Source organism: Ensifer sp. 4252 (assembly GCF_050434565.1).
Taxonomy (GTDB): domain Bacteria; phylum Pseudomonadota; class Alphaproteobacteria; order Rhizobiales; family Rhizobiaceae; genus Ensifer.
Genome location: NZ_JBNDIU010000002.1, coordinates 65,643 through 85,413, shown reverse-complemented (window position 1 = coordinate 85,413; position 19,771 = coordinate 65,643). Strand labels below are relative to the sequence as shown.

The following is a 19,771-nucleotide window of genomic DNA, read 5'->3' as shown; positions in this document are numbered from 1 at the left end:
GGGTTTTGCGATTGCGTTCCATTGCAGTTTCGAGGGGCCCTTCCCGATCCCTCAGTCCGTTCACCTCACACGTAGCGGAAGACGCCGATGGCATAGACCACCGAGAGGGCGAGAGCCCACCAGAGGTTCGGTCCGCCAAGGCCGAGCCACGCGAGGTGAATGAAGGCGCTGCCGAGCAGCGATACGAAAAGCCTGTCACCACGCGTCGTTTCGAAGCGCAGGATACCGACGCGCGGGTTGCCGCCAGGGGCGACGTATTCCCACACGGCCATGCCAGCCAGCAGCAGCGCGATGGTGATGAAGAACAGCGCCGTCGGCAGCGTCCATGCCATCCATGAGAAATTCATGACGAAGCTCCTTTAGACGCGGCCGAGGGCAAAGCCCTTGGCGATGTAGTTGCGCACGAAGTAGATCACGAGCGCGCCGGGGATGATGGTGAGCACGCCGGCCGCCGCCAGCACGCCCCAGTCGAGGCCGGAGGCCGAGACGGTGCGGGTCATGATCGCGGCGATCGGCTTGGCGGCCGTGGTCGTCAGCGTGCGGGCGAGCAGCAGCTCGACCCAGGAGAACATGAAGCAGAAGAAGGCCGCGACGCCGATGCCCGAAGCGATCAGCGGCGTGAAGATCTTCACGAAGAACCGCGGGAACGAGTAGCCGTCGATGTAGGCGGTCTCGTCGATCTCCTTCGGCACGCCCGACATGAAGCCTTCAAGGATCCAGACTGCCAGCGGCACGTTGAACAGGCAGTGGGCGAGCGCCACGGCGATGTGCGTATCGATCAGGCCGAAGGCCGAATAGAGCTGGAAGAACGGCAGGGCGAAAACGGCCGGCGGCGCCATGCGGTTGGTCAGCAGCCAGAAGAACAGGTGCTTGTCGCCGAGGAAGCGATAACGCGAGAAGGCGTAGGCTGCCGGCAGCGCTGCCGCAACCGAGATCACCGTGTTCATGACGACGTAGATGATCGAGTTGATATAGCCCTTGTACCAGGACGGGTCGGTGAAGATCACCATGTAGTTGCGCAGCGTCGGATTTTGCGGCCACAGCGAGAACGTGCTGAGGATCTCGCTCGTTTCCTTGAAGCTCATGTTGACGAGCCAGTAGATCGGCAAGAGCAGGAAGACGATGTAGATCGTCGGAACCAGCCAGGACAGGCGTTGCGAAAGCGGCGTTTGGGTCGTGTGCATTTGTTTCTCCTCCCTCCTGGTTCAGCTCTGCGCGTCGCTCGTGGTCATCACGGTGTAGAAGATCCACGAGAGCAGCAGGATGATGAGGAAGTAGATGATCGATAGGGCTGCTGCCGGACCGAGGTCGAACTGGCCGATGGCCATTTTGACGAGGTCGATCGACAGGAAGGTGGTCGAGTTGCCGGGACCGCCGCCGGTGACGACGAAGGGCTCGGTGTAGATCATGAACGAGTCCATGAAGCGCAGCAGGAAGGCGATCAGAAGCACGCGCTTCATCTTCGGCAGCTGGATGTAGCGGAAGACGGACCAGCGGGATGCACCATCGATCTTGGCTGCCTGATAATAGGCGTCGGGGATCGAGACGAGGCCGGCATAGCACAAAAGCACGACGAGGCTCGTCCAGTGCCAGACGTCCATGACGATCAGCGTCACCCAGGCGTCGATCGGGTTCTGCACGTAATTGTAATTGACGCCGAGCATTTCGAGCGTATGGCCGAGCAGACCGATGTCGACGCGGCCGAAGACCTGCCAGATGGTGCCGACGACGTTCCACGGGATCAGCAGCGGCAGCGCCATCAGGACGAGGCAGACCGGCACGCCGAGGCCCTTCTTGGGCATGTTGAGCGCAATGATGATCCCGAGCGGGATTTCGATCGCGAGGATGATCGCCGAGAAGATCAGGTTGCGAGTGAGCGCGTCCCAGAACCGGTCGGAGGTCAGCACGTCGACATACCAGTCGGTACCGGCCCAGAAGAACTCGTTGTTGCCGAAGGTGTCCTGAACCGAATAGTTGACCACCGTCATCAGCGGGATCACCGCCGAGAAGGCGACGAGCACCAGCACCGGCAGGACCATGAACCAGGCTTTGTTGTTCCAGGTCTTTTCCATGATCAGGCCTCCCCGCCGACGCGCCAGGAATCGGCGTAGATGTTGATGGCCTTCTGATCGAAGGCGATGCGCGGTTCGGCCGGAATGTCGCCGTCCTCGTCGAGGATGATCGAGATCGGCTGGTCGGCGAAGCGGGCGCGCACGATCTTGTGGCGGCCGATATCCTCGACCTTGGTGATCGCAACCGGCATGCCCTCGCGGCCGATCGATACAAATTCCGGGCGGATGCCGAGTTCGGTCTTGGCGCCGGACTTGATCTCGGGCCGGAAGTTGAGCGCGATGCTCTCGCCGCCGACCGTCGCCGTGCTGCCGTCGATCCTGGCCGGCAGGACGTTCATGCCCGGCGAGCCGATGAAGTAGCCGACGAAGGTGTGGCGCGGCCGCTCGAAGAGCTCGGCCGGCGTGCCGATCTGCACGATCTGGCCGTCATACATGACGACGACCTTGTCGGCGAAGGTGAGCGCCTCGGTCTGGTCATGGGTGACGTAGACCATGGTGAAGCCGAACTGCTTGTGCAGGCGCTTGATCTGCGAGCGCAGCACCCATTTCATTTCCGGATCGATGACGGTCAGCGGCTCGTCGAACAGAATGGCGCTGACGTCGGAGCGCACCAGGCCGCGGCCAAGCGAGATCTTCTGCTTCTGGTCGGCAGTCAGGCGTTGCGCCTTTTTGCCAGCCCAGCCGCCAAGGCCGATCATCTCGATGATCTCCTTGACGCGGCGATCGACCTCGGTCTCCGGCACATGCCGGTTGCGCAGGGGGAAGGCGAGATTGTCGTAGACGGTCATCGTGTCGTAGATGACAGGGAACTGGAACACCTGGGCGATGTTGCGATCCTGGGTGGACAGATGCGTCACGTCCTTGCCGTCGAAGAGAATGCGGCCCTCGGACGGATTGATCAGGCCCGAGATGATGTTGAGCAGGGTGGTCTTGCCGCAGCCGGACGGACCGAGCAGCGCGTAGGCGCCGCCATCGTTCCATTCGTGATGCACTTCCTTGAGCGCGTAGTCGTTTTCCGACTTCGGCTTGGCGCCATAGGCGTGGCGGATATGTTCGAGATCGATGCGTGCCATTTTCGTTTCCTCCCAGCGCCTCCTCAGGCGGTTCCGCCGATCGCGCGCCCGTCCGGCCCGAAGGCCATCAGGTGGCGGATATCGACGAAAACCTCGAGGGTCGCGTCCGGTTCGATGTCGTGAATGCCCGGCGCCAGCATGACCCAGCGCGCGCCGGAAAAGCCGACGTGGATGAAGCTTTCGGAACCTGCGATTTCCGAGATTGCCGTCTTTACCGTCAGCGGCGTCGCGCCGTCGAAGGGGCGCTCGAACGACAGGTGGTGCGGCTGGAAGGCGACCGTGCAGGGGCCGTCCGGCAGCGCCGAAAGATGAGCCGGAACCGACAGCACGTGCTTGCCGTCAAACGTGAAAATCGAGCCTGATTTGATGAGCTCGATCGTGTTCAGCGGCGGATCGGCAAAGGTGCGCGCCGTGATCAGGTCGACCGGGCGGCGATAGACGTCGATGGTTTTGCCGAACTGGGTGATGCGGCCTTGGCTCAGCGCTGCGGTGTTGCCGCCGAGAAGCAGCGCTTCGGACGGTTCGGTGGTCGCATAGACGAAGATCGCGCCGGAGGCTGAGAAGATCTTCGGCAGTTCCTCGCGCAGCTCTTCGCGCAGCTTGTAGTCGAGGTTGGCGAGCGGTTCGTCGAGCAGCACGAGATCGGCATTCTTGACGATGGCGCGCGCCAGCGCCGTGCGCTGCTGCTGGCCACCAGAAAGGCTGAGCGGCGTGCGGTCGAGATAGGGCGTGAGCTTCAGCAGTTCGGCGGCCTTGCGGACTTCGCGATCGATCGTGGCTGCGTCCGAGCCCTTGATGCGCATCGGCGAGGCGATGTTGTCATAGACGGTCATCGAGGGGTAGTTGATGAACTGCTGGTAGACCATCGCCACGGAGCGTTTCTGCACCGGAAGACCGGTGACGTCGGTGCCGTCGAAGATCAGCGAGCCGGAGGCGGGCTTGTCGAGGCCCGCCATCAGCCGCATCAGCGACGTCTTGCCGGAAAGGGTCGGGCCGAGCAGCACATTGAGCGACCCCCTTTCCAGCACAAGATCGGTCGGGTGGACATGCGTCTCCCCGCCCACGACCTTGGATATCTTCTTCATTTCAAGCATTGAATTCTCCGGTGTTCCACCCAGCCATCGGCAGTCTTGAATGCGGGATCCTCAGGCGGCGACGTGCGCCGCGCCCCGCATGTATTCCTCCAGCGCCGTCGCCTCGCCGGGCGTCAGCTTCAATCCCAGTTTGGTGCGCCGCCACAGCACGTCCTCGGCGTGCCGTGCCCATTCTTGCTCGATCAGCCACTTCACTTCCGCCTCGTAGAGGTCGGCGCCGAAATGGCGGCCAAGGGCGGCTTCGTTCGAGGCCGACCCGATCAGCGCGGACGCGCGCGTGCCGTAGAGGCGTACCAGCCGGCGCACATGGCCGGCGGCAAGGAAAGGATACTTCTTGTGAAGCTTGGCGACTTCGTCGGCATAACCCTTGGCCGGAAAGTCCCCGCCCGGCAGGCTCGAGCCGGCGGTCCACTTGGCGCCCTTGACGCCGATGGCTTCGCCGATCTTTTCGAGCGCGGATTCGCTCAGACGACGATACGTCGTCAGCTTGCCACCGAAGACGTTGAGGAGCGGTGCTGCCGCCCTGTCGCCTTCGACGCGAAGAACATAGTCGCGGGTTGCTTCCTGTGCCTTGCTGGCCCCATCGTCGAACAGCGGGCGAACGGCGGAATAGGTCCAGACGATGTCGCCCTTCTCCACCGGCTCGAGGAAATACTCGCTCGCGGCCTTGCAGAGATAGTCGACCTCGGCGTCGCTGATGCGAACGTCCGCCGGGTTGTCGGTATAGTCGCGATCGGTGGTGCCGATCAGCGTGAAATCGTCCTCATATGGGATGGCAAACATGATCCGGCCGTCCGGATTCTGGAAGAAGTAGGCGCGAGGGTCGTTGAACTTCTTGCGCACGACAATATGGCTGCCCTGGACCAGGCGCACGTTGTGAACATCGTTCTTGCCGAACGCGCCTGAAAGCACCGCATCGACCCAGGGGCCCGCGGCATTGACCAGCATGCGCGCCCTGATCTGTCGACGTTCGCCGGTCGCGGCGTTTTCTGTTTCGACCACCCAGTTGCCGTTGTCGCGCTTTGCCGAGATCACCCGGGTGCGCGCCATGATCCGGGCGCCGCGGTCGGCGGCATCGCGGGCATTGAGCACGACCAGCCGGGCATCGTTGACCCATCCGTCGGAATATTCGAAGGCCTTGGTAAAGAGCCGCTTCAGCGGCTTTCCGGCCGGGTCGCGTGTCATGTCGAGCGTGGCCGTTGCTGGCAGCAGCTTGCGGCCGCCGATATGGTCGTAAAGAAACAGGCCGAGGCGGATGAGCCAGGCCGGGCGCGGACCGCCCTTGTGGTAGGGCAGCACGAAGCGCATCGGCCAGATGACATGCGGCGCCATCGCCCACAGCACTTCGCGCTCCATCAGCGCTTCGCGCACCAGGCGGAATTCGTAATGTTCGAGATAGCGCAGGCCGCCGTGGATGAGCTTGGTCGAGCCGGACGACGTGCCGGAGGCAAAGTCGTTCATTTCAGCGAGCGCAACCGAGTATCCCCGGCCGACCGCATCACGCGCAATGCCGCATCCGTTGATGCCGCCGCCGATGATGAAGACGTCGAAGATTGCCTGCTCTGCCACTGCTTTTCCCCTCCCACATTTCGCAATGCACAAATTGATGCGGTCGCGAAAGCGAAATCAGTTAAAGCGAAAAGATATCGAATGTCAAACGAATGTTGTTCGAATCTCAGAACAGTCTAAAAAACGATGATCAAGCGTCGGTTTCGATCAGGCGAACGTCCTGCTCGGCGCAGATTTTCCGCACATTATCAATGAGACAGCGATCGGTGATGAAAGTCTGAACCTGGGAGATATGGCCGATGCGCACCGGCGCCGTTCTTTCGAATTTGGTCGAGTCGGAAACGAGGATGACATGGCGGGCATTGGCGATGATCGCCTGGGCGACTTTCACTTCACGAAAGTCGAAATCGAGCAGTGCGCCATCATGGTCGATGGCCGAGGCGCCGATCACCGCGAAGTCGACCTTGAACTGCTTGATGAAGTCGACCGCCGCCTCGCCGACAATGCCGCCGTCGGAGCCGCGAACGACGCCGCCGGTGATGACCACCTCGATCGAGGGAAAGACGCGCAAGTGGTTGGCGACGTTGATATTGTTGGTGATGACCATCAATTCCCTGTGGTCGAGAAGCGCTTCGCCGACCGCTTCCGTCGTCGTGCCGATGTTGATGAACAGCGAGGCGTTGTCGGGGATGAGGGCCGCCGCCGCCCTGCCGATCGCCTGCTTCTCCGGTGCGGCGATCTGGCGGCGGGCATCATATTTGACGTTTTCCTTGCCGCTCGGGAAGATCGCGCCGCCGTGAATCCGATTAAGGATCTTGGCGTCGCAGAGGTCGTTCAGGTCCTTGCGGATGGTTTGCGGCGTCACCGAAAAGCGCTGCGCCAGTTCCTCGACGAGCACGCGTCCTTCGTTCTTCGCCAGTTCCAGGATTTCCGCCTGCCGCCCCGTCAGATACATTCCGAAACCTCCCGTTTTCGTTTTTTTTCATAATATGCAAAAACGAAAGCTGTGCAATTTCAGAAATCGTCGTTTGTCGCGAATCTGCTTTCGTCGCCGGCTATGTCAATTGCGCGCGTTGCAATCGCCCCGGCGATAGGCGACTTTGGCAATTACGGGAAGAGGGAAAAGACATGTTTCATCCGGCCTTGTTCAAGGGCATGAATGTGGTGGTGACCGGTGGCGGACGCGGCATCGGCCTTGAGGTGGCGCGCCAGTTCCTCGATTGCGGCGCGTATGTCTTCGTCCATGCCGGACGAACGATGGGGGAGCTGCCGGATTTTCTGGAGACGGCGGCGACCGAAGGTCGGGCGCATGTCGCTGTGGCCGACTTCCTGGCGGATGGCGGCGTCGAGGCGCTGGCGGAGGAAATCCGTGGCCGGTTCGGCAGCGTCGATATCCTCGTCAACAATGCCGGCACGATGGTCGGCCGTTTTCCTGCCGCGGAGTTGACCGACGAGCAGTACCGGACCGTCGTCCAGCTCAACCAGACGTCGGTCGTCGAGATGACGCGGGCGCTGCTGCCGCTGTTGCGCAAGGGCACGCATCCGGCGATCGTCAACACCGTGTCGATTTCGGCGCTGACCGGCGGCAGTGCCGGCTCATCGATCTACTCGGCGGCCAAGGCATTCGTATCGACCTATTCCAAGGCGCTGGCGCGCGAACTGGCGCCGGAAGGCATAAGGGTCAATTGCGTTTCGCCCGGCACCATCACCACCGAGTTTCACGAGCGCTACTCGTCGCCGGAGAAACTGGAGGCGACGCGCAAGACGATACCGATCGGCCGGCTCGGAACGGCCGAAGACTGCGCGCCGGCTTATCTCTTCCTCGCCTCCCACGCGCTCGCCGGTTACATCACCGGGCAAGTGCTCGAGGTCAATGGCGGCCAGCTGATCGCCTGAGGGAAGCAACACCATGTGTTTGCATTCAGCATCCGCCCCTCATCCGCCTGCCGGCATTTTCTCCCCGCAAGCGGGGCGAAGGGGTGTTGCGGCACGCTCCCAGTCCCTTCTCCCCGCTTGCGGAGAGCAGAATCTTGCGGTGCCGCCAACATTCTTTGGCCGTGATTGGCCTTTGGCGGGGATCGGGGCGCGTCCCCTCTCCCCGCAGGCGGGGAGAGGGTTAGGGTGAGGGGCAAAACCGAGAACTCCAAAGGTTCGCGATGATCGACAAGCTGGAAATGTTCCTGGTGCTTGCCCGCGAAAGGCACTTCGGCCGGGCGGCGCTCGAATGCGGCGTGACGCAACCGACGCTGTCGGCGGCAATCCGCCAGCTTGAAGACCAGCTCGGCGTCATGCTCGTCAGCCGCGGCTCGCGCTTTCAGGGGTTGACCCCGGAGGGACAGCGGGTGCTGGAATGGGCGCGGCGCATCGTCGGCGACGCCCGCACCATGCGCGAGGAAATGCGTGCGGCGCGCAAGGGCCTGTCCGGGCATATCAGGCTGGCGGCGATCCCGACGACGCTTGCCATGGTGCCGATGATCACCGCGCCGTTTCAGGAGAAGCATCCGGATGTGACGTTCTCCGTGTTGTCGACCACGTCGCTGCAGATCCTGGCGCTGCTCGAAAACCTCGAGATCGACGCCGGACTGACCTACCTCGAGAACGAGCCGCTGGGCCGTGTGACCAGTGTTCCTCTGCAGATCGAGCGATATCATCTCGTAACAGCCGCCGGAACGCCGCTTTCCGATCGCGAAACCGTGACGTGGAAGGAGGTTAGCAACGTTCGGCTTTGTCTATTGACCGCCGATATGCAGAACCGCCGCATCATCAACCAGCATCTTTCCGAGGCCGGCGTCGTCGCCGAGCCGACACTCGAATCGAACTCGATGATCGTGCTTTTCTCCCATGTGCGCACCGGTCGGTGGGCGAGCATCATGCCGTTTAACGTCGCGAAATCATTCGGCTTTCACGAAGATATCAAGATGATCCCGATCATCGAGCCGGATGCCCACCACACCGTTGGCCTGGTTGCGACGCATCGTGAACCATTCACGCCGTTGGTGTCGGCGCTTTTGCACGAAGCGCGCATTCTCGGCGAGCGAAATCAGGTTCAATAGGTTTTTTCTATCAACCAACGAAACAGCCTTATTGACCCTTTCGACGAGAAGGGCGAAGCTTTTCATTCATGGGCAAGGGCGTGGAGGAAACGGCCTTCCCAGGCGATGCCAATTCGAGCTGGGCGCGATCCGCACAAGGGGCGCTGCAGCCGCGAGCCGGGAGGGCTCCCGAGTGAATATTCACCAGCCGCGTGCCGACGTGCCCGGGCGCACGCTTGCGATCGTCGAGGAACTGAAGGGGCTCGAAGGGCCGCTTCTGCCGATCCTGCACGAGATCCAGCATGAGTTCGGATATGTGCCGCAGGACTGTCTGCCTGTCATCGCGCGGGAGCTCAACCTGTCGCGCGCCGAAGTCTATGGCGTTTTTTCCTTCTATCATGACTTTCGCGAGCACCCCGCCGGCCGCCATGTGCTGAAGCTCTGTCGCGCCGAAGCCTGCCAGTCGATGGGCGGCGATGCGCTTGCCGAGCGCGCCAAGCACATACTCGGCATCGACTTCCACGAGACGACACCCGACGGCGCGGTGACGCTCGAGCCGGTCTACTGTCTCGGGCTCTGTTCCTGCGCACCCTCCGCGATGTTTGACGGAGAGGTGCATGCCCGGGTCGATGCCGACGACCTCGAAGCTCTCGTCGCGGAGGCGCGCCGATGACGACGAAGATCTACATTCCCCGTGATGCCGCAGCATTGGCACTGGGCGCCGACAAGGTGGCAAAGGCGATGGAGGACGCGATCGCTGCGCGCGGCCTCGACGTGACCATCGTGCGCAACGGTTCGCGCGGGCTGCACTGGTTGGAGCCGCTGGTCGAGGTGGAAACGTCAGAGGGCCGCGTCGCCTATGGGCCGGTCAGGGCGCGGGATGTCGCCTCGTTGCTTGATGCCGGGCTCGTTGCCGGCGGCGACCACGCGCTCTGTCTCGGCAAGACCGAGGACATTCCGTTCCTGAAACAGCAGACGCGTCTCACCTTTGCCCGCTGCGGTGTCATCGATCCCGTGTCGCTCGACGATTACCGATCGCATGGGGGCCTTCGCGGACTTGAGAACGCCATCGCCATGGAGCCGATGGCTATCGTCGCCCAGGTGACCGAAAGCGGCCTTCGCGGTCGCGGCGGCGCCGGCTTTCCGACCGGCATCAAATGGAAGACGGTTCTGGAAGCGGCGGGTGAACGCAAATACATCGTCTGCAACGCCGACGAGGGCGACAGCGGCACCTTTGCCGACCGGATGATCATGGAGGGCGATCCCTTCGTGCTGATCGAGGGCATGGCGATATCAGGCATCGCCACCGGTGCGACCAAGGGCTTCATCTACACCCGATCCGAGTATCCGCATGCGATCGCGACGATGGCGCAAGCGATCGAGATCGCGCGCGCCGCCGGCGTGCTCGGACAATCGGTGCTCGGTTCGGGCAGGGCCTTCGACATGGAGGTGCGCACCGGCGCCGGCGCCTATGTCTGCGGCGAGGAAACGGCGCTCCTCAACAGCCTTGAAGGCAAGCGCGGCATCGTGCGGGCGAAGCCGCCGCTGCCGGCGCACAAGGGCCTGTTCGACTGTCCGACCGTCATCAACAACGTGATTTCGCTCGCCTCGGTCCCCATCATCATGGACAAGGGAGCGGCCTTCTATCGCGACTTCGGCATGGGCCGTTCGCGGGGCACGATCCCGATCCAGATTGCCGGCAACGTCAGGCATTCCGGCCTGTTTGAAACCGCCTTCGGCCTGCCGCTCGGCGAGATCATCGATCATATCGGCGGCGGAACGGCGAGCGGCCGCCCGGTCAAGGCCGTGCAGGTCGGCGGTCCGCTCGGCGCCTATTTCCCGCGCGCACTGTTCGACACGCCGTTCGATTACGAGGCCTTCGCCGCCAGGGACGGGTTGATCGGCCATGCCGGCATCGTCGTCTTCGACGATACCGCCGACATGCTGAAGCAGGCGCGTTTCGCCATGGAGTTCTGCGCGATCGAGAGCTGCGGCAAGTGCACGCCCTGTCGCATCGGTTCGATCCGCGGTGTCGAGGTGGCGGACAAGATCGCCGCCGGCATCGAACCCGAGAAGAACCGCGAACTGCTCGCGGATCTTTGCAACACCATGAAGTTCGGTTCGCTCTGTGCGCTCGGCGGGTTCACGCCCTATCCCGTCGTCAGCGCGATGACGCATTTTCCGGATGATTTTAGACCGGCTCCGCTTGTCGAAGCGGCGGAGTGAGGAGGAAGACCATGTCTCTCATTCATGAAATCGACTATGGAACCCCGGCCTCCCGCTCCGAAACCATGGTGACGCTGACCATCGACGGCCGCGAAGTCACGGTGCCAGAGGGCACGTCGATCATGCGTGCGGCGATGGATGCCGGCATCGAGGTGCCGAAGCTCTGCGCCTCCGACATGATGGACGCCTTCGGCTCCTGCCGGCTCTGTCTTGTGGAGATCAAGGGCCGGGGCGGCATGCCCGCCTCCTGCACCACGCCGGTGGCGCCGGGGCTTGAAGTCTCGACCCAGACGCCGCGGCTGAAGGACGTTCGCCGCGGGGTGATGGAACTCTATATTTCCGACCACCCGCTCGACTGTCTGACCTGCGCTGCCAATGGCGACTGCGAGCTGCAGGACATGGCCGGCGCGGTCGGCCTTCGCGACGTTCGCTACGGCTATGAAGGCGGCAACCACGTCACGGCGCGCAACAACGGCGAGATCAACGCCAAATGGCTGCCGAAGGACGAATCCAACCCCTATTTCACTTATGATCCGGCCAAATGCATCGTCTGCTCGCGCTGCGTGCGGGCCTGCGAGGAAGTTCAGGGCACCTTCGCGCTGACGATCGGCGGCCGGGGTTTCGACAGTCGCGTTTCGGCCGGCATGGCCGAAGACTTCATGTCGTCCGAATGCGTCTCCTGCGGGGCCTGCGTCCAGGCCTGCCCGACGGCGACGCTGATCGAAAAGTCGGTGATCGAGATTGGTCAGCCGGAGCATTCCGTCGTGACCACCTGCGCCTATTGCGGCGTCGGCTGCTCGTTCAAGGCGGAGATGCGCGGCGAAGAACTGGTGCGCATGGTGCCATGGAAGGACGGACAAGCAAACCGCGGCCATTCCTGCATCAAGGGCCGTTTCGCCTATGGTTACTCGAACCATGGGGATCGCATCCTCAACCCGATGATCCGCGAGAAGGTCTCCGATCCCTGGCGCGAAGTGACCTGGGAGGAGGCCTATGCGCATGTCGCCGCCGAGTTCCGGCGTATCCAGTATCAATATGGCCGCGATTCCGTCGGCGGCATCACCTCGTCGCGCTGCACCAACGAAGAGACCTATCTGGTGCAGAAGCTGGTGCGCGCCGGCTTCGGCAACAACAATGTCGATACCTGCGCCCGCGTCTGCCATTCGCCGACCGGCTACGGCCTCGGCCAGGCCTTCGGCACCTCGGCCGGCACGCAGAATTTCGATTCGGTCGAGTTCACTGACGTTGCCGTCATCATCGGCGCCAACCCGACGGACGGCCATCCGGTCTTCGCTTCGCGGCTGAAGAAGCGCCTGCGTGAGGGCGCCAAGCTGATCGTCATCGATCCGCGCCGGACCGATATCGTGCGTTCGCCTCACGTCGAAGCATCCTATCACCTGCCGCTGCAGCCCGGCACCAACGTCGCCATTCTGACGTCGCTGGCGCATGTGATCGTCACGGAAGGGCTCGCCAACGAAGCCTTCATTCGCGAGCGTTGCGACTGGTCGGAGTATGAGGACTGGGCGAGCTTCGTTGCCGAGCCCTATCACAGCCCCGAGGCGACCGAAGCCTATACCGGCGTTCCCGCCGATCTGGTGCGCGGTGCCGCACGGCTCTATGCCACCGGCGGCAACGGCGCGATCTATTACGGCCTTGGCGTCACCGAGCACAGCCAGGGCTCGACCACCGTCATGGCCATCGCCAACCTCGCCATGGTCACCGGCAATATCGGCCGCCCAGGCGTCGGCGTGAACCCGCTGCGCGGCCAGAACAATGTGCAGGGCTCCTGCGACATGGGTTCGTTCCCGCACGAGCTGCCGGGCTATCGGCACATTTCCGACGACGCGACGCGCGAGACTTTTGAGAAGCTCTGGGGTGTGCAGATTTCCAACGAGCCGGGCCTGCGCATCCCGAATATGCTCGATGCCGCCGTCGATGGCACCTTCAAGGGCATCTACATCCAGGGCGAGGATATCCTGCAGTCCGACCCGGATACCAAGCACGTGGCCGCCGGCCTTGCGGCAATGGAGTGCGTCGTCGTGCACGACCTCTTCCTCAACGAGACGGCCAACTACGCCCATGTGTTCCTGCCGGGCTCGACCTTCCTCGAAAAGGACGGCACCTTCACCAATGCGGAGCGCCGCATCAACCGCGTGCGCAAGGTGATGACGCCGAAGAATGGCTATGCCGACTGGGAGGTGACGCAGAAGCTGGCGCAGGCCATGGGCCTCAACTGGAACTATCGCCATCCCTCCGAAATCATGGATGAGATTGCGGCGACGACGCCGAGCTTTGCGTTCGTCTCCTACGACTACCTCGACAAGATGGGCTCGGTGCAGTGGCCCTGCAACGAGAAACACCCCGAGGGTTCGCCGATCATGCATGTCGACGGCTTCGTGCGCGGCAAAGGCAAGTTCATCCGCACCGAATATGTCGCGACGGACGAGCGCACAGGTCCGCGCTTCCCGCTGCTTCTGACCACCGGCCGCATTCTAAGCCAGTACAATGTCGGGGCCCAGACGCGGCGCACCGACAATGTCGTCTGGCATGCGGAGGACCGACTGGAAATCCACCCGCACGATGCCGAGCAGCGCGGCATCCGCGATGGCGACTGGATCAGGCTTGCCAGCCGTGCCGGCGAGACAACCTTGCGATCGCTGATCACCGACCGGGTGGCGCCGGGTGTCGTCTACACCACCTTCCACCATCCGACGACGCAGGCGAACGTCATCACCACCGACTTCTCCGACTGGGCGACCAACTGCCCGGAATACAAGGTGACGGCGGTTCAGGTGATGCCGTCCAACGGGCCGTCGGACTGGCAGCAGGATTATGACGAGCAGGCGCGGCAGTCGCGCCGGATCGCCGGCAAGCTGGAGGCGGCGGAGTAGCCTCCATGTCCGGGCCATCAACGCCGAAATTCCAGATGTCGAAGACTGTGCCCGAAGCCGCCCGTCGCAATGGGGCCTTAAGGGACGGCTCTCGTGTTGTTCCGGAGGAGACGCCGGTGGCTTTCACCTTTGGCGGCTCGACCCATGCGGTGATGATGGCGACACCGGGAGACCTCGAGGACTTCGCCGTCGGCTTCAGCCTGACAGAGGGCATCATCACCGAACCGGGTCAGATCGAAGCGATCGAGGCAATTGCCGACGAGGTTGCGGGTAATCTCGGCATCGATCTGCAGATCACGCTCAGGGACGCGCAGAACGACATGCTGCGCCTGCGTCGCCGCCATATGGCGGGGCCCGTCGGATGCGGTCTCTGCGGCATCGAATCGATCGAGCAGGCGGTCCGGCCGACACCCGACGTTTCGGCATCGATGCTCCGTCTGTCGCAGGAAGATGTGGTCAAGGCGGTCGCGCTCCTGAACGGCCAGCAGCCGTTGCATTTCGAAACGCGCGCCGTGCACGGCGCCGCATTCTATGTGCCGGGCAAGGGACTGATCGCGGTGCGCGAGGACGTCGGCCGCCACAATGCGCTGGACAAACTCGTCGGTGCGGCGGCGCGCGCCGGTTTCCGCGGAAACGATGGTGCCGTCGTCGTCACCAGCCGCGTTTCCGTCGAGATGGTGCAGAAGACCGCAATCGTCGGCAGTCCTGTCATCATCGCCATCTCGGCGCCGACGGCGCTGGCGATCCGCACAGCGGAGGCGGCGGGCATGACGTTGATCGCGCTGGTGCGTGGCGACGAATTCGAGATCTTCACCCATGCCGAACGCATCAAGTCCGGAGCCGTCGCCGATGTCGCATGACACCAATGCCAAGCTGATCTACATGGCGAACCAGATCGCCACCTTCTTCAAGAGCCAGCCGCAGGATGAAGCCGCCCAGGGCGTTGCGACGCATATCAACAAATACTGGGAGCCGCGCATGCGGCGGCAGTTGTTCCGGCATATCGATGGCGGCGGCGAGGGCTTGAGCCCGCTGGTGCTAGAAGCTGCTTCGAAGATCAAGCGCCCGGAAGCGGCCTGAGAACCGCGTCGATCGCGACAGGGCTGGTGCGGTTATTGCCTGCCTTGATTCATCCGATCGCCGGATAAGAACTCGGCGAGACTGCCGCTCGCCACGTTTCCTCGTCTGCATTTGACGATGGTTGCCACCGAAACACGATCTCGGTGGTCGGCCTACTCGCGGGGAGCGGTGAGGCCGCTGATCGTAGGTCGCCATGAAACGATGGAGCGATGTCAAATAGATTTAGGGGAAGGCGGCGACCGGTCGCCGCCTTCCCCTATTCCTGAGCGCGGGGTGCAGGGATTGCGCTCAGAAATTCTGCCATCCATCGTTCGACGGTGCGACGGCAAGTGCTTTGCGCTGTCCACTGCGCATGGTGCGGGCGGCGGCGTGAAGTCGGGTTGTCTGCCGGCGGTCGTCAGCGTGACGCTGCGTCTCGATCATCGCCGTTTCCTGGCCGATGCGGAACTGTCTGAGCAGGGCGTGGAGGGCTTCTGCCTCGCGCGACATGTTGTGGCTCGCGGCGGTGCTTTCCTCGACCATGGCGGCATTCTGCTGGGTTGCCTGATCCATCGAGTTGACCGCCTGGTTGATCTCCTTCAACCCCGTCGATTGCTCGCGTGCGGCCTCGACAATGGCGGAAACGTTGAGGTTGATCTCCTGGACCTGGACGAGGATTTCCTCGAGTGCGGCCCCCGTCTGCCCGACGAGCGATACGCCGTTCTTGACGTGGTCGCTGGAGGTGGTGATCAGCGCCTTGATCTCCTTGGCCGCCTGGGCCGAACGCTGGGCGAGTTCGCACTTCCTGGGCGACGACGGCAAACCCCTTGCCGGCTTCACCGGCACGCGCCGCCTCGACGCCGGCGTTCAGCGCCAAGAGGTTGGTCTGGAAGGCGATGTCGTCGATCACGCCGATGATGTTGGAGATCTCGCGTGAGGATTGCTCGATCTGATCCATCGCGCCGATGGCATTCTTGACGACATTGCCGGAGCGTTCGGCGCCCGCCTTGGTCTTGGCGACAAGCCCTCCCGCTTCCTCGGCGCGACGGCTGGAGTCGGCAACGGTTGTGGTGATCTCGTCGAGGGCCGCGGCGGTTTCTTCCACCGAGGCGGCCTGCTGCTCCGTGCGCTTCGACAGGTCGTCGGCGGCGGAGCGGATTTCGCGGGCTCCGGAAGCGATGGCGTTGGCATTGTCGCCGACGGTCTGCATTGCCCGACAAAGACGATCGATCGCGCCGTTGAAATCGGTTCGCACCGTTTCCATGCTGGGAACGAAGGGCGTCGGCAGGCGATGGGTGAGATCGCCTTCCGCCAGCGCCTGCAGGCCGATGCCAAGCGCCTTGATTGCGCCCATGCGCTCGCTGACGTCGGTTGCGAACTTGACGACCTTGTAGACCTTGCCGTTCGAATCCCGGATCGGATTGTAAGCCGCCTGGATCCAGATTTCCTTGCCGCCCTTGCCGTAGCGAACGAACTCGTTGGAGATGAATTCGCCGGCGGCCAGTTTCTTCCAGAACTCGGCATACTCAGTGCCGCGCACATAGCTGGGTTCGCAGAACATGCTGTGATGCCTGCCCTGAATTTCCTGGAGGCTGTAGCCGAGAGCATTGCAGAAGTTCTCGTTGGCCGTGAGGATCTCGCCTGACGGAGTGAACTCGATCACCGCCTGGGATCTCGATATGGCCTCGAGCTTGCCGCCATCCTCATTCGCCTTGATCTTGGCGGCGGTGATGTCGCTTGCGAACTTCACGACCTTGTAGGGTTTGCCATTGTGAAAGACCGGATTGTAGGTTGCCTGGATCCAGATTTCGCGGCCGCCCTTGGCAACACGCTTGTAGGCATTGGCATCGAACTCGCCGCGTCCGAGCCGCGCCCAGAAATCGCGATATTCCTGTGTCTGCACATAATCCGTCGCGCAGAACATACGATGGTGCTGACCAACGATTTCCTGCAGGTTGTAGCCGAGTGCCTGGCAGAAGTTTTCGTTGGCCGTCAGAATTTTTCCTGTGAGATCGAACTGGATCATGGCCTGCGACTTTGAAAGCGCGGCGACGATCTGGCGTGAATCCAGGCTCTGCCCGAAAGAGAACATGATTACCCTCTGGTTTGGTTCTTGTTGTTTCAAGCGGAAAGCCGGGACTTCGTTGCTTGTGCTGTCGACAGGGCGTGCGGGGCCTAGAGCGGCGCAGGCTCCGGGGACAAGGACAAATGCCGGCTTGCCGAAAATTGTCTGGTCCGTCGTCCGCCGGCCCGAAGGGGGTCAGCGTTTTGTTGCTTCGAGGGAGAGTTCGAACTCGTGGGCGTTCATGCCCATGACGTCTTGTTTATACAATCTAGGTTAGTAGTTTTACTATTAAGCAGCTGTTAAAATAGTAATTATCAAATCTTGGTTGTGAAAACTCGCATGCTGTTTCTAGGTTGAATTAGCAACTTATCGTTTACGTTTGAGCGGCAATCCCGCAAATCCGACTCTACTGGACGTGAAAAGGCCGCCTTGCCCATCGGCAAAGCGGCCTTGATGCGAGACCGGTATTGTTGGTTAGGCAGCCATTTCCTCGACTTCGCGTTCCTTGAACATGCGCGCGAGGTTGAGGAAGCAGATCATGCCGTTCTCGTTGGCGATGATGCCTTCGGCAAAGCTCTTGTCGAAGGATGCAGTCACTTCGGGAACCGGCTGGACCTGGTTGCCCTGGACGGTAAGGATGTCGGAGACGCGGTCGACCACCAGGCCGATCACCATGTTGTGCACTTCGGCGACGACGATGGCGCTGCGCTCGTTGGCTGTGGTCGATTTCATGCCGAGCTTGTGGGCAAGGTCGATGATCGGGATCACGGTGCCGCGCAGGTTCATCACGCCGATGACCTCGGGCGGCGAATGCGGAATGGGGGTGGAGGGGGCCCAGCCACGGATCTCGCGGATCGTGGTGGTCTTGACGCAGAATTCCTGATCGTGGAGGCGGAACGCGATGATTTCCAGCGTCTCGCCGTCGAAACCAGCCGTCCTGAGTGTGCTTGTCATCGAAGGTCCTTCCAGCTTTCCGGTCGACGCCTTAAGGCGCGCGACACCGCCAAACTCGTTGCATCTCCGTGCGGTGCGGTCGCGGCTGGCGCGGCCATTGAGCCGATGGGGAGAGTTTTCAAAAGTCCGCCGACGACATCCGGCGGGGCGCAGCTGCATCATGCGCGGAGGAACCGCTTTGCGCTTTGGGAAGGGACTATAGGCCGGGATTCGTTAAGACTTGCTTTTGCAAGAGCTAATACCAACCTGCGCCGATACTGACCTCTTGCGTGGGACCGTGTGCGGTCATCCGGCGCGGAAGCATACCGCCGAGCGATGCCTTGGCATCGGTCGAGGATTGCGACGCTGCCGGTGGCCGACAGACGGCCCACCCGAAGGGCCGGGCGCTTTTCCCCCGGACGGCGTCGACACTCCTCACCGGACCATGTGGTCCGGTTGCGGTTGTCTCCTTGCCGGAAACCAAAATCGCTCCGGCGCAATAGGTCAATATCGGCGCAGGTTGGTATCAAAGAGGGTGCGCCCCGATCGATGCCGGGGCGCAAGGGAAATGCGACGATGCTTGAAAATCAGGCGGAGGCGAGAACCTTTGCGAACTGTTCCACGGCCCAATCCACCTGCTCGGCGGTGATCACTAGCGGCGGCGCAATGCGGATCGTGTCGCCATGGGTGTCCTTGGCAAGGATGCCGAGCTGCTTCAACGCCTCGCAGTACTTGCGCGCGCCACCGGCTTCCGGCACCAGCTCGACCGCCAGCATCAGGCCGCGACCGCGAACTTCCTTGATGATGTTCGAACGGATGTCGGTCAGGCCCTTCTGGAAGCGGTCGCCCATGCGCGCCGAGTTCTCGATCATGCCTTCCTCGGTCAGGGCCTTGAGCGCCGCGCGGGCGATGGCGCAGGCCAGCGGATTGCCGCCGAAGGTCGAGCCGTGCTGGCCGGGCTTGAGGACGCCAAGCACTTCCGAGTTCGAAAGCACGGCCGAGACCGGGTAGAAACCGCCCGAAAGCGCCTTGCCGATCAGCGTCACGTCCGCCTCGATGCCCTCGTGTTCCTCGGCAAGCAGCTTGCCGGTGCGGCCGAGACCGGTCTGGATCTCGTCGAGGATAAGCGTGATGCCGTGTTTGGTGCAGAGTTCGCGCACCGCCGGGAAATAGCCCGGGGTCGGAACCAGCACGCCTGCCTCGCCCTGGATCGGCTCGACCAGGAAGGCGACGGTGTTCTCGTTGATCGCGGCGCGGAAGGCATCGATATCGCCGAAGGGGACGACCTTGAAGCCCGGCGCAAACGGGCCGAAGCCGGTGCGGGCGTCCGGGTCGGTCGAGAAGCCGACGATGCCCATGGTGCGGCCATGGAAATTGTTGGAGCAGACGATGATCTCGGCCTTGTTTTCCGCGACACCCTTGACCTCGTAGCCCCACTTGCGCACGGCCTTGACGGCGGTCTCGACGGCTTCTGCGCCCGAGTTCATCGGCAGCACCTTGTGCGAGCCGGTGAGCGCCGCGATTTCTTCATAGAAATGCGCGAGCTGGTCGTTGCGGAAGGCGCGGGAGGTGAGCGTCAGCTTCTGCGCCTGCTCCATCATCGCCTGGAAGATCTTCGGGTGGCAGTGGCCCTGGTTTACGGCGGAATAGGCCGACAGGCAGTCGAGGTAGCGGTTGCCTTCCATGTCCCAGACATAGACGCCTTCGCCGCGCGATAGCACAACGTCGAGCGGTTTATAATTGTGTGCGCCGAGCCGGTATTCGGTTTCGATCAGGTCTGCCGTGGTGTTCATCCGTCGTCCTCCGTTGTTTCTATC

General features: G+C 62.5%; 16 protein-coding genes and 1 pseudogene. 7 read left to right on the top strand and 10 right to left on the bottom strand.

What is annotated here, in order from left to right; translation table 11 throughout:
• Positions 1-65 precede the first annotated feature (65 nt).
• The 7 genes from ABIE33_RS07300 to ABIE33_RS07270 all read right to left on the bottom strand — a co-directional run bounded on the left by ABIE33_RS07300 (position 66) and on the right by ABIE33_RS07270 (position 6,703).
• Positions 66-347, bottom strand: coding sequence for a DUF2160 domain-containing protein (locus ABIE33_RS07300; protein WP_429123360.1), 282 nt, complete (start codon positions 345-347; stop codon positions 66-68).
• Positions 348-359: 12 nt separating this feature from the next.
• The gene (locus tag ABIE33_RS07295; RefSeq protein WP_429123357.1) at positions 360-1,184 is read right to left on the bottom strand and encodes a carbohydrate ABC transporter permease; all 825 of its coding nucleotides are present in this window, start codon (positions 1,182-1,184) and stop codon (positions 360-362) included.
• 21 nt (positions 1,185-1,205) lie between these two features.
• A complete protein-coding gene (locus tag ABIE33_RS07290; RefSeq protein WP_053249280.1) occupies positions 1,206-2,072 on the bottom strand; it encodes a carbohydrate ABC transporter permease in 867 nt (288 codons plus the stop codon).
• Between the two features lie 2 nt (positions 2,073-2,074).
• Positions 2,075-3,145, bottom strand: coding sequence for an ABC transporter ATP-binding protein (locus ABIE33_RS07285; RefSeq protein ID WP_429123354.1), 1,071 nt, complete (start codon positions 3,143-3,145; stop codon positions 2,075-2,077).
• A 23-nt stretch (positions 3,146-3,168) separates the two neighbouring features.
• On the bottom strand, positions 3,169-4,239 hold the full coding sequence (locus ABIE33_RS07280) for an ABC transporter ATP-binding protein (RefSeq protein WP_429123351.1): 1,071 nt from the start codon (positions 4,237-4,239) through the stop codon (positions 3,169-3,171).
• 51 nt (positions 4,240-4,290) lie between these two features.
• A complete protein-coding gene (gene glpD, locus ABIE33_RS07275; RefSeq protein ID WP_429123349.1) occupies positions 4,291-5,808 on the bottom strand; it encodes a glycerol-3-phosphate dehydrogenase in 1,518 nt (505 codons plus the stop codon).
• A gap of 130 nt (positions 5,809-5,938) precedes the next feature.
• The gene (locus ABIE33_RS07270) at positions 5,939-6,703 is read right to left on the bottom strand and encodes a DeoR/GlpR family DNA-binding transcription regulator (RefSeq protein WP_429123346.1); all 765 of its coding nucleotides are present in this window, start codon (positions 6,701-6,703) and stop codon (positions 5,939-5,941) included.
• A gap of 173 nt (positions 6,704-6,876) precedes the next feature.
• On the opposite strand from ABIE33_RS07270, the gene ABIE33_RS07265 reads away from it, so the two are divergent.
• The 7 genes from ABIE33_RS07265 (at position 6,877) to ABIE33_RS07235 (ending at position 14,977) form a co-directional block, all read left to right on the top strand.
• Entirely contained in the window at positions 6,877-7,644 is a 768-nt protein-coding gene (locus tag ABIE33_RS07265) for an SDR family NAD(P)-dependent oxidoreductase (RefSeq protein ID WP_429123343.1), read from the top strand.
• Positions 7,645-7,904: 260 nt separating this feature from the next.
• Positions 7,905-8,801 (top strand): LysR family transcriptional regulator, encoded by an 897-nt coding sequence (locus ABIE33_RS07260; RefSeq protein ID WP_429123340.1) that lies wholly within the window; start codon positions 7,905-7,907, stop codon positions 8,799-8,801.
• A gap of 172 nt (positions 8,802-8,973) precedes the next feature.
• Positions 8,974-9,453 carry a formate dehydrogenase subunit gamma gene (locus tag ABIE33_RS07255; protein WP_429123337.1) on the top strand — a complete coding sequence of 160 codons (480 nt, stop codon included), beginning with the start codon at positions 8,974-8,976 and terminating at the stop codon, positions 9,451-9,453.
• Positions 9,450-11,006: a formate dehydrogenase beta subunit gene (locus tag ABIE33_RS07250; protein ID WP_429123334.1), complete on the top strand. Its 1,557-nt coding sequence runs from the start codon at positions 9,450-9,452 to the stop codon at positions 11,004-11,006. The genes ABIE33_RS07255 and ABIE33_RS07250 overlap by 4 nt, the downstream gene beginning before the upstream one ends.
• An 11-nt stretch (positions 11,007-11,017) precedes the next feature.
• Complete coding sequence (gene fdhF, locus ABIE33_RS07245; protein ID WP_429123331.1) at positions 11,018-13,897, top strand: formate dehydrogenase subunit alpha; 2,880 nt, start codon at positions 11,018-11,020, stop codon at positions 13,895-13,897.
• A 5-nt stretch (positions 13,898-13,902) separates the two neighbouring features.
• Positions 13,903-14,757, top strand: a complete 855-nt coding sequence (gene fdhD / locus ABIE33_RS07240) for a formate dehydrogenase accessory sulfurtransferase FdhD (protein WP_429123328.1) — start codon at positions 13,903-13,905, stop codon at positions 14,755-14,757.
• On the top strand, positions 14,747-14,977 hold the full coding sequence (locus ABIE33_RS07235; protein WP_429123325.1) for a formate dehydrogenase subunit delta: 231 nt from the start codon (positions 14,747-14,749) through the stop codon (positions 14,975-14,977). Before fdhD ends, ABIE33_RS07235 begins: the two co-directional genes overlap by 11 nt.
• A gap of 288 nt (positions 14,978-15,265) precedes the next feature.
• On the opposite strand, the pseudogene ABIE33_RS07230 reads toward ABIE33_RS07235, so the two are convergent.
• From ABIE33_RS07230 to rocD, 3 genes and pseudogenes are all read right to left on the bottom strand, one after another.
• Positions 15,266-17,048 (bottom strand): annotated as a pseudogene (locus tag ABIE33_RS07230) (methyl-accepting chemotaxis protein).
• A 447-nt stretch (positions 17,049-17,495) separates the two neighbouring features.
• The gene (locus ABIE33_RS07225; protein ID WP_025425030.1) at positions 17,496-17,975 is read right to left on the bottom strand and encodes a chemotaxis protein CheW; all 480 of its coding nucleotides are present in this window, start codon (positions 17,973-17,975) and stop codon (positions 17,496-17,498) included.
• A gap of 566 nt (positions 17,976-18,541) precedes the next feature.
• A complete protein-coding gene (gene rocD / locus ABIE33_RS07220) occupies positions 18,542-19,747 on the bottom strand; it encodes an ornithine--oxo-acid transaminase (protein ID WP_429123321.1) in 1,206 nt (401 codons plus the stop codon).
• Positions 19,748-19,771 lie beyond the last annotated feature (24 nt).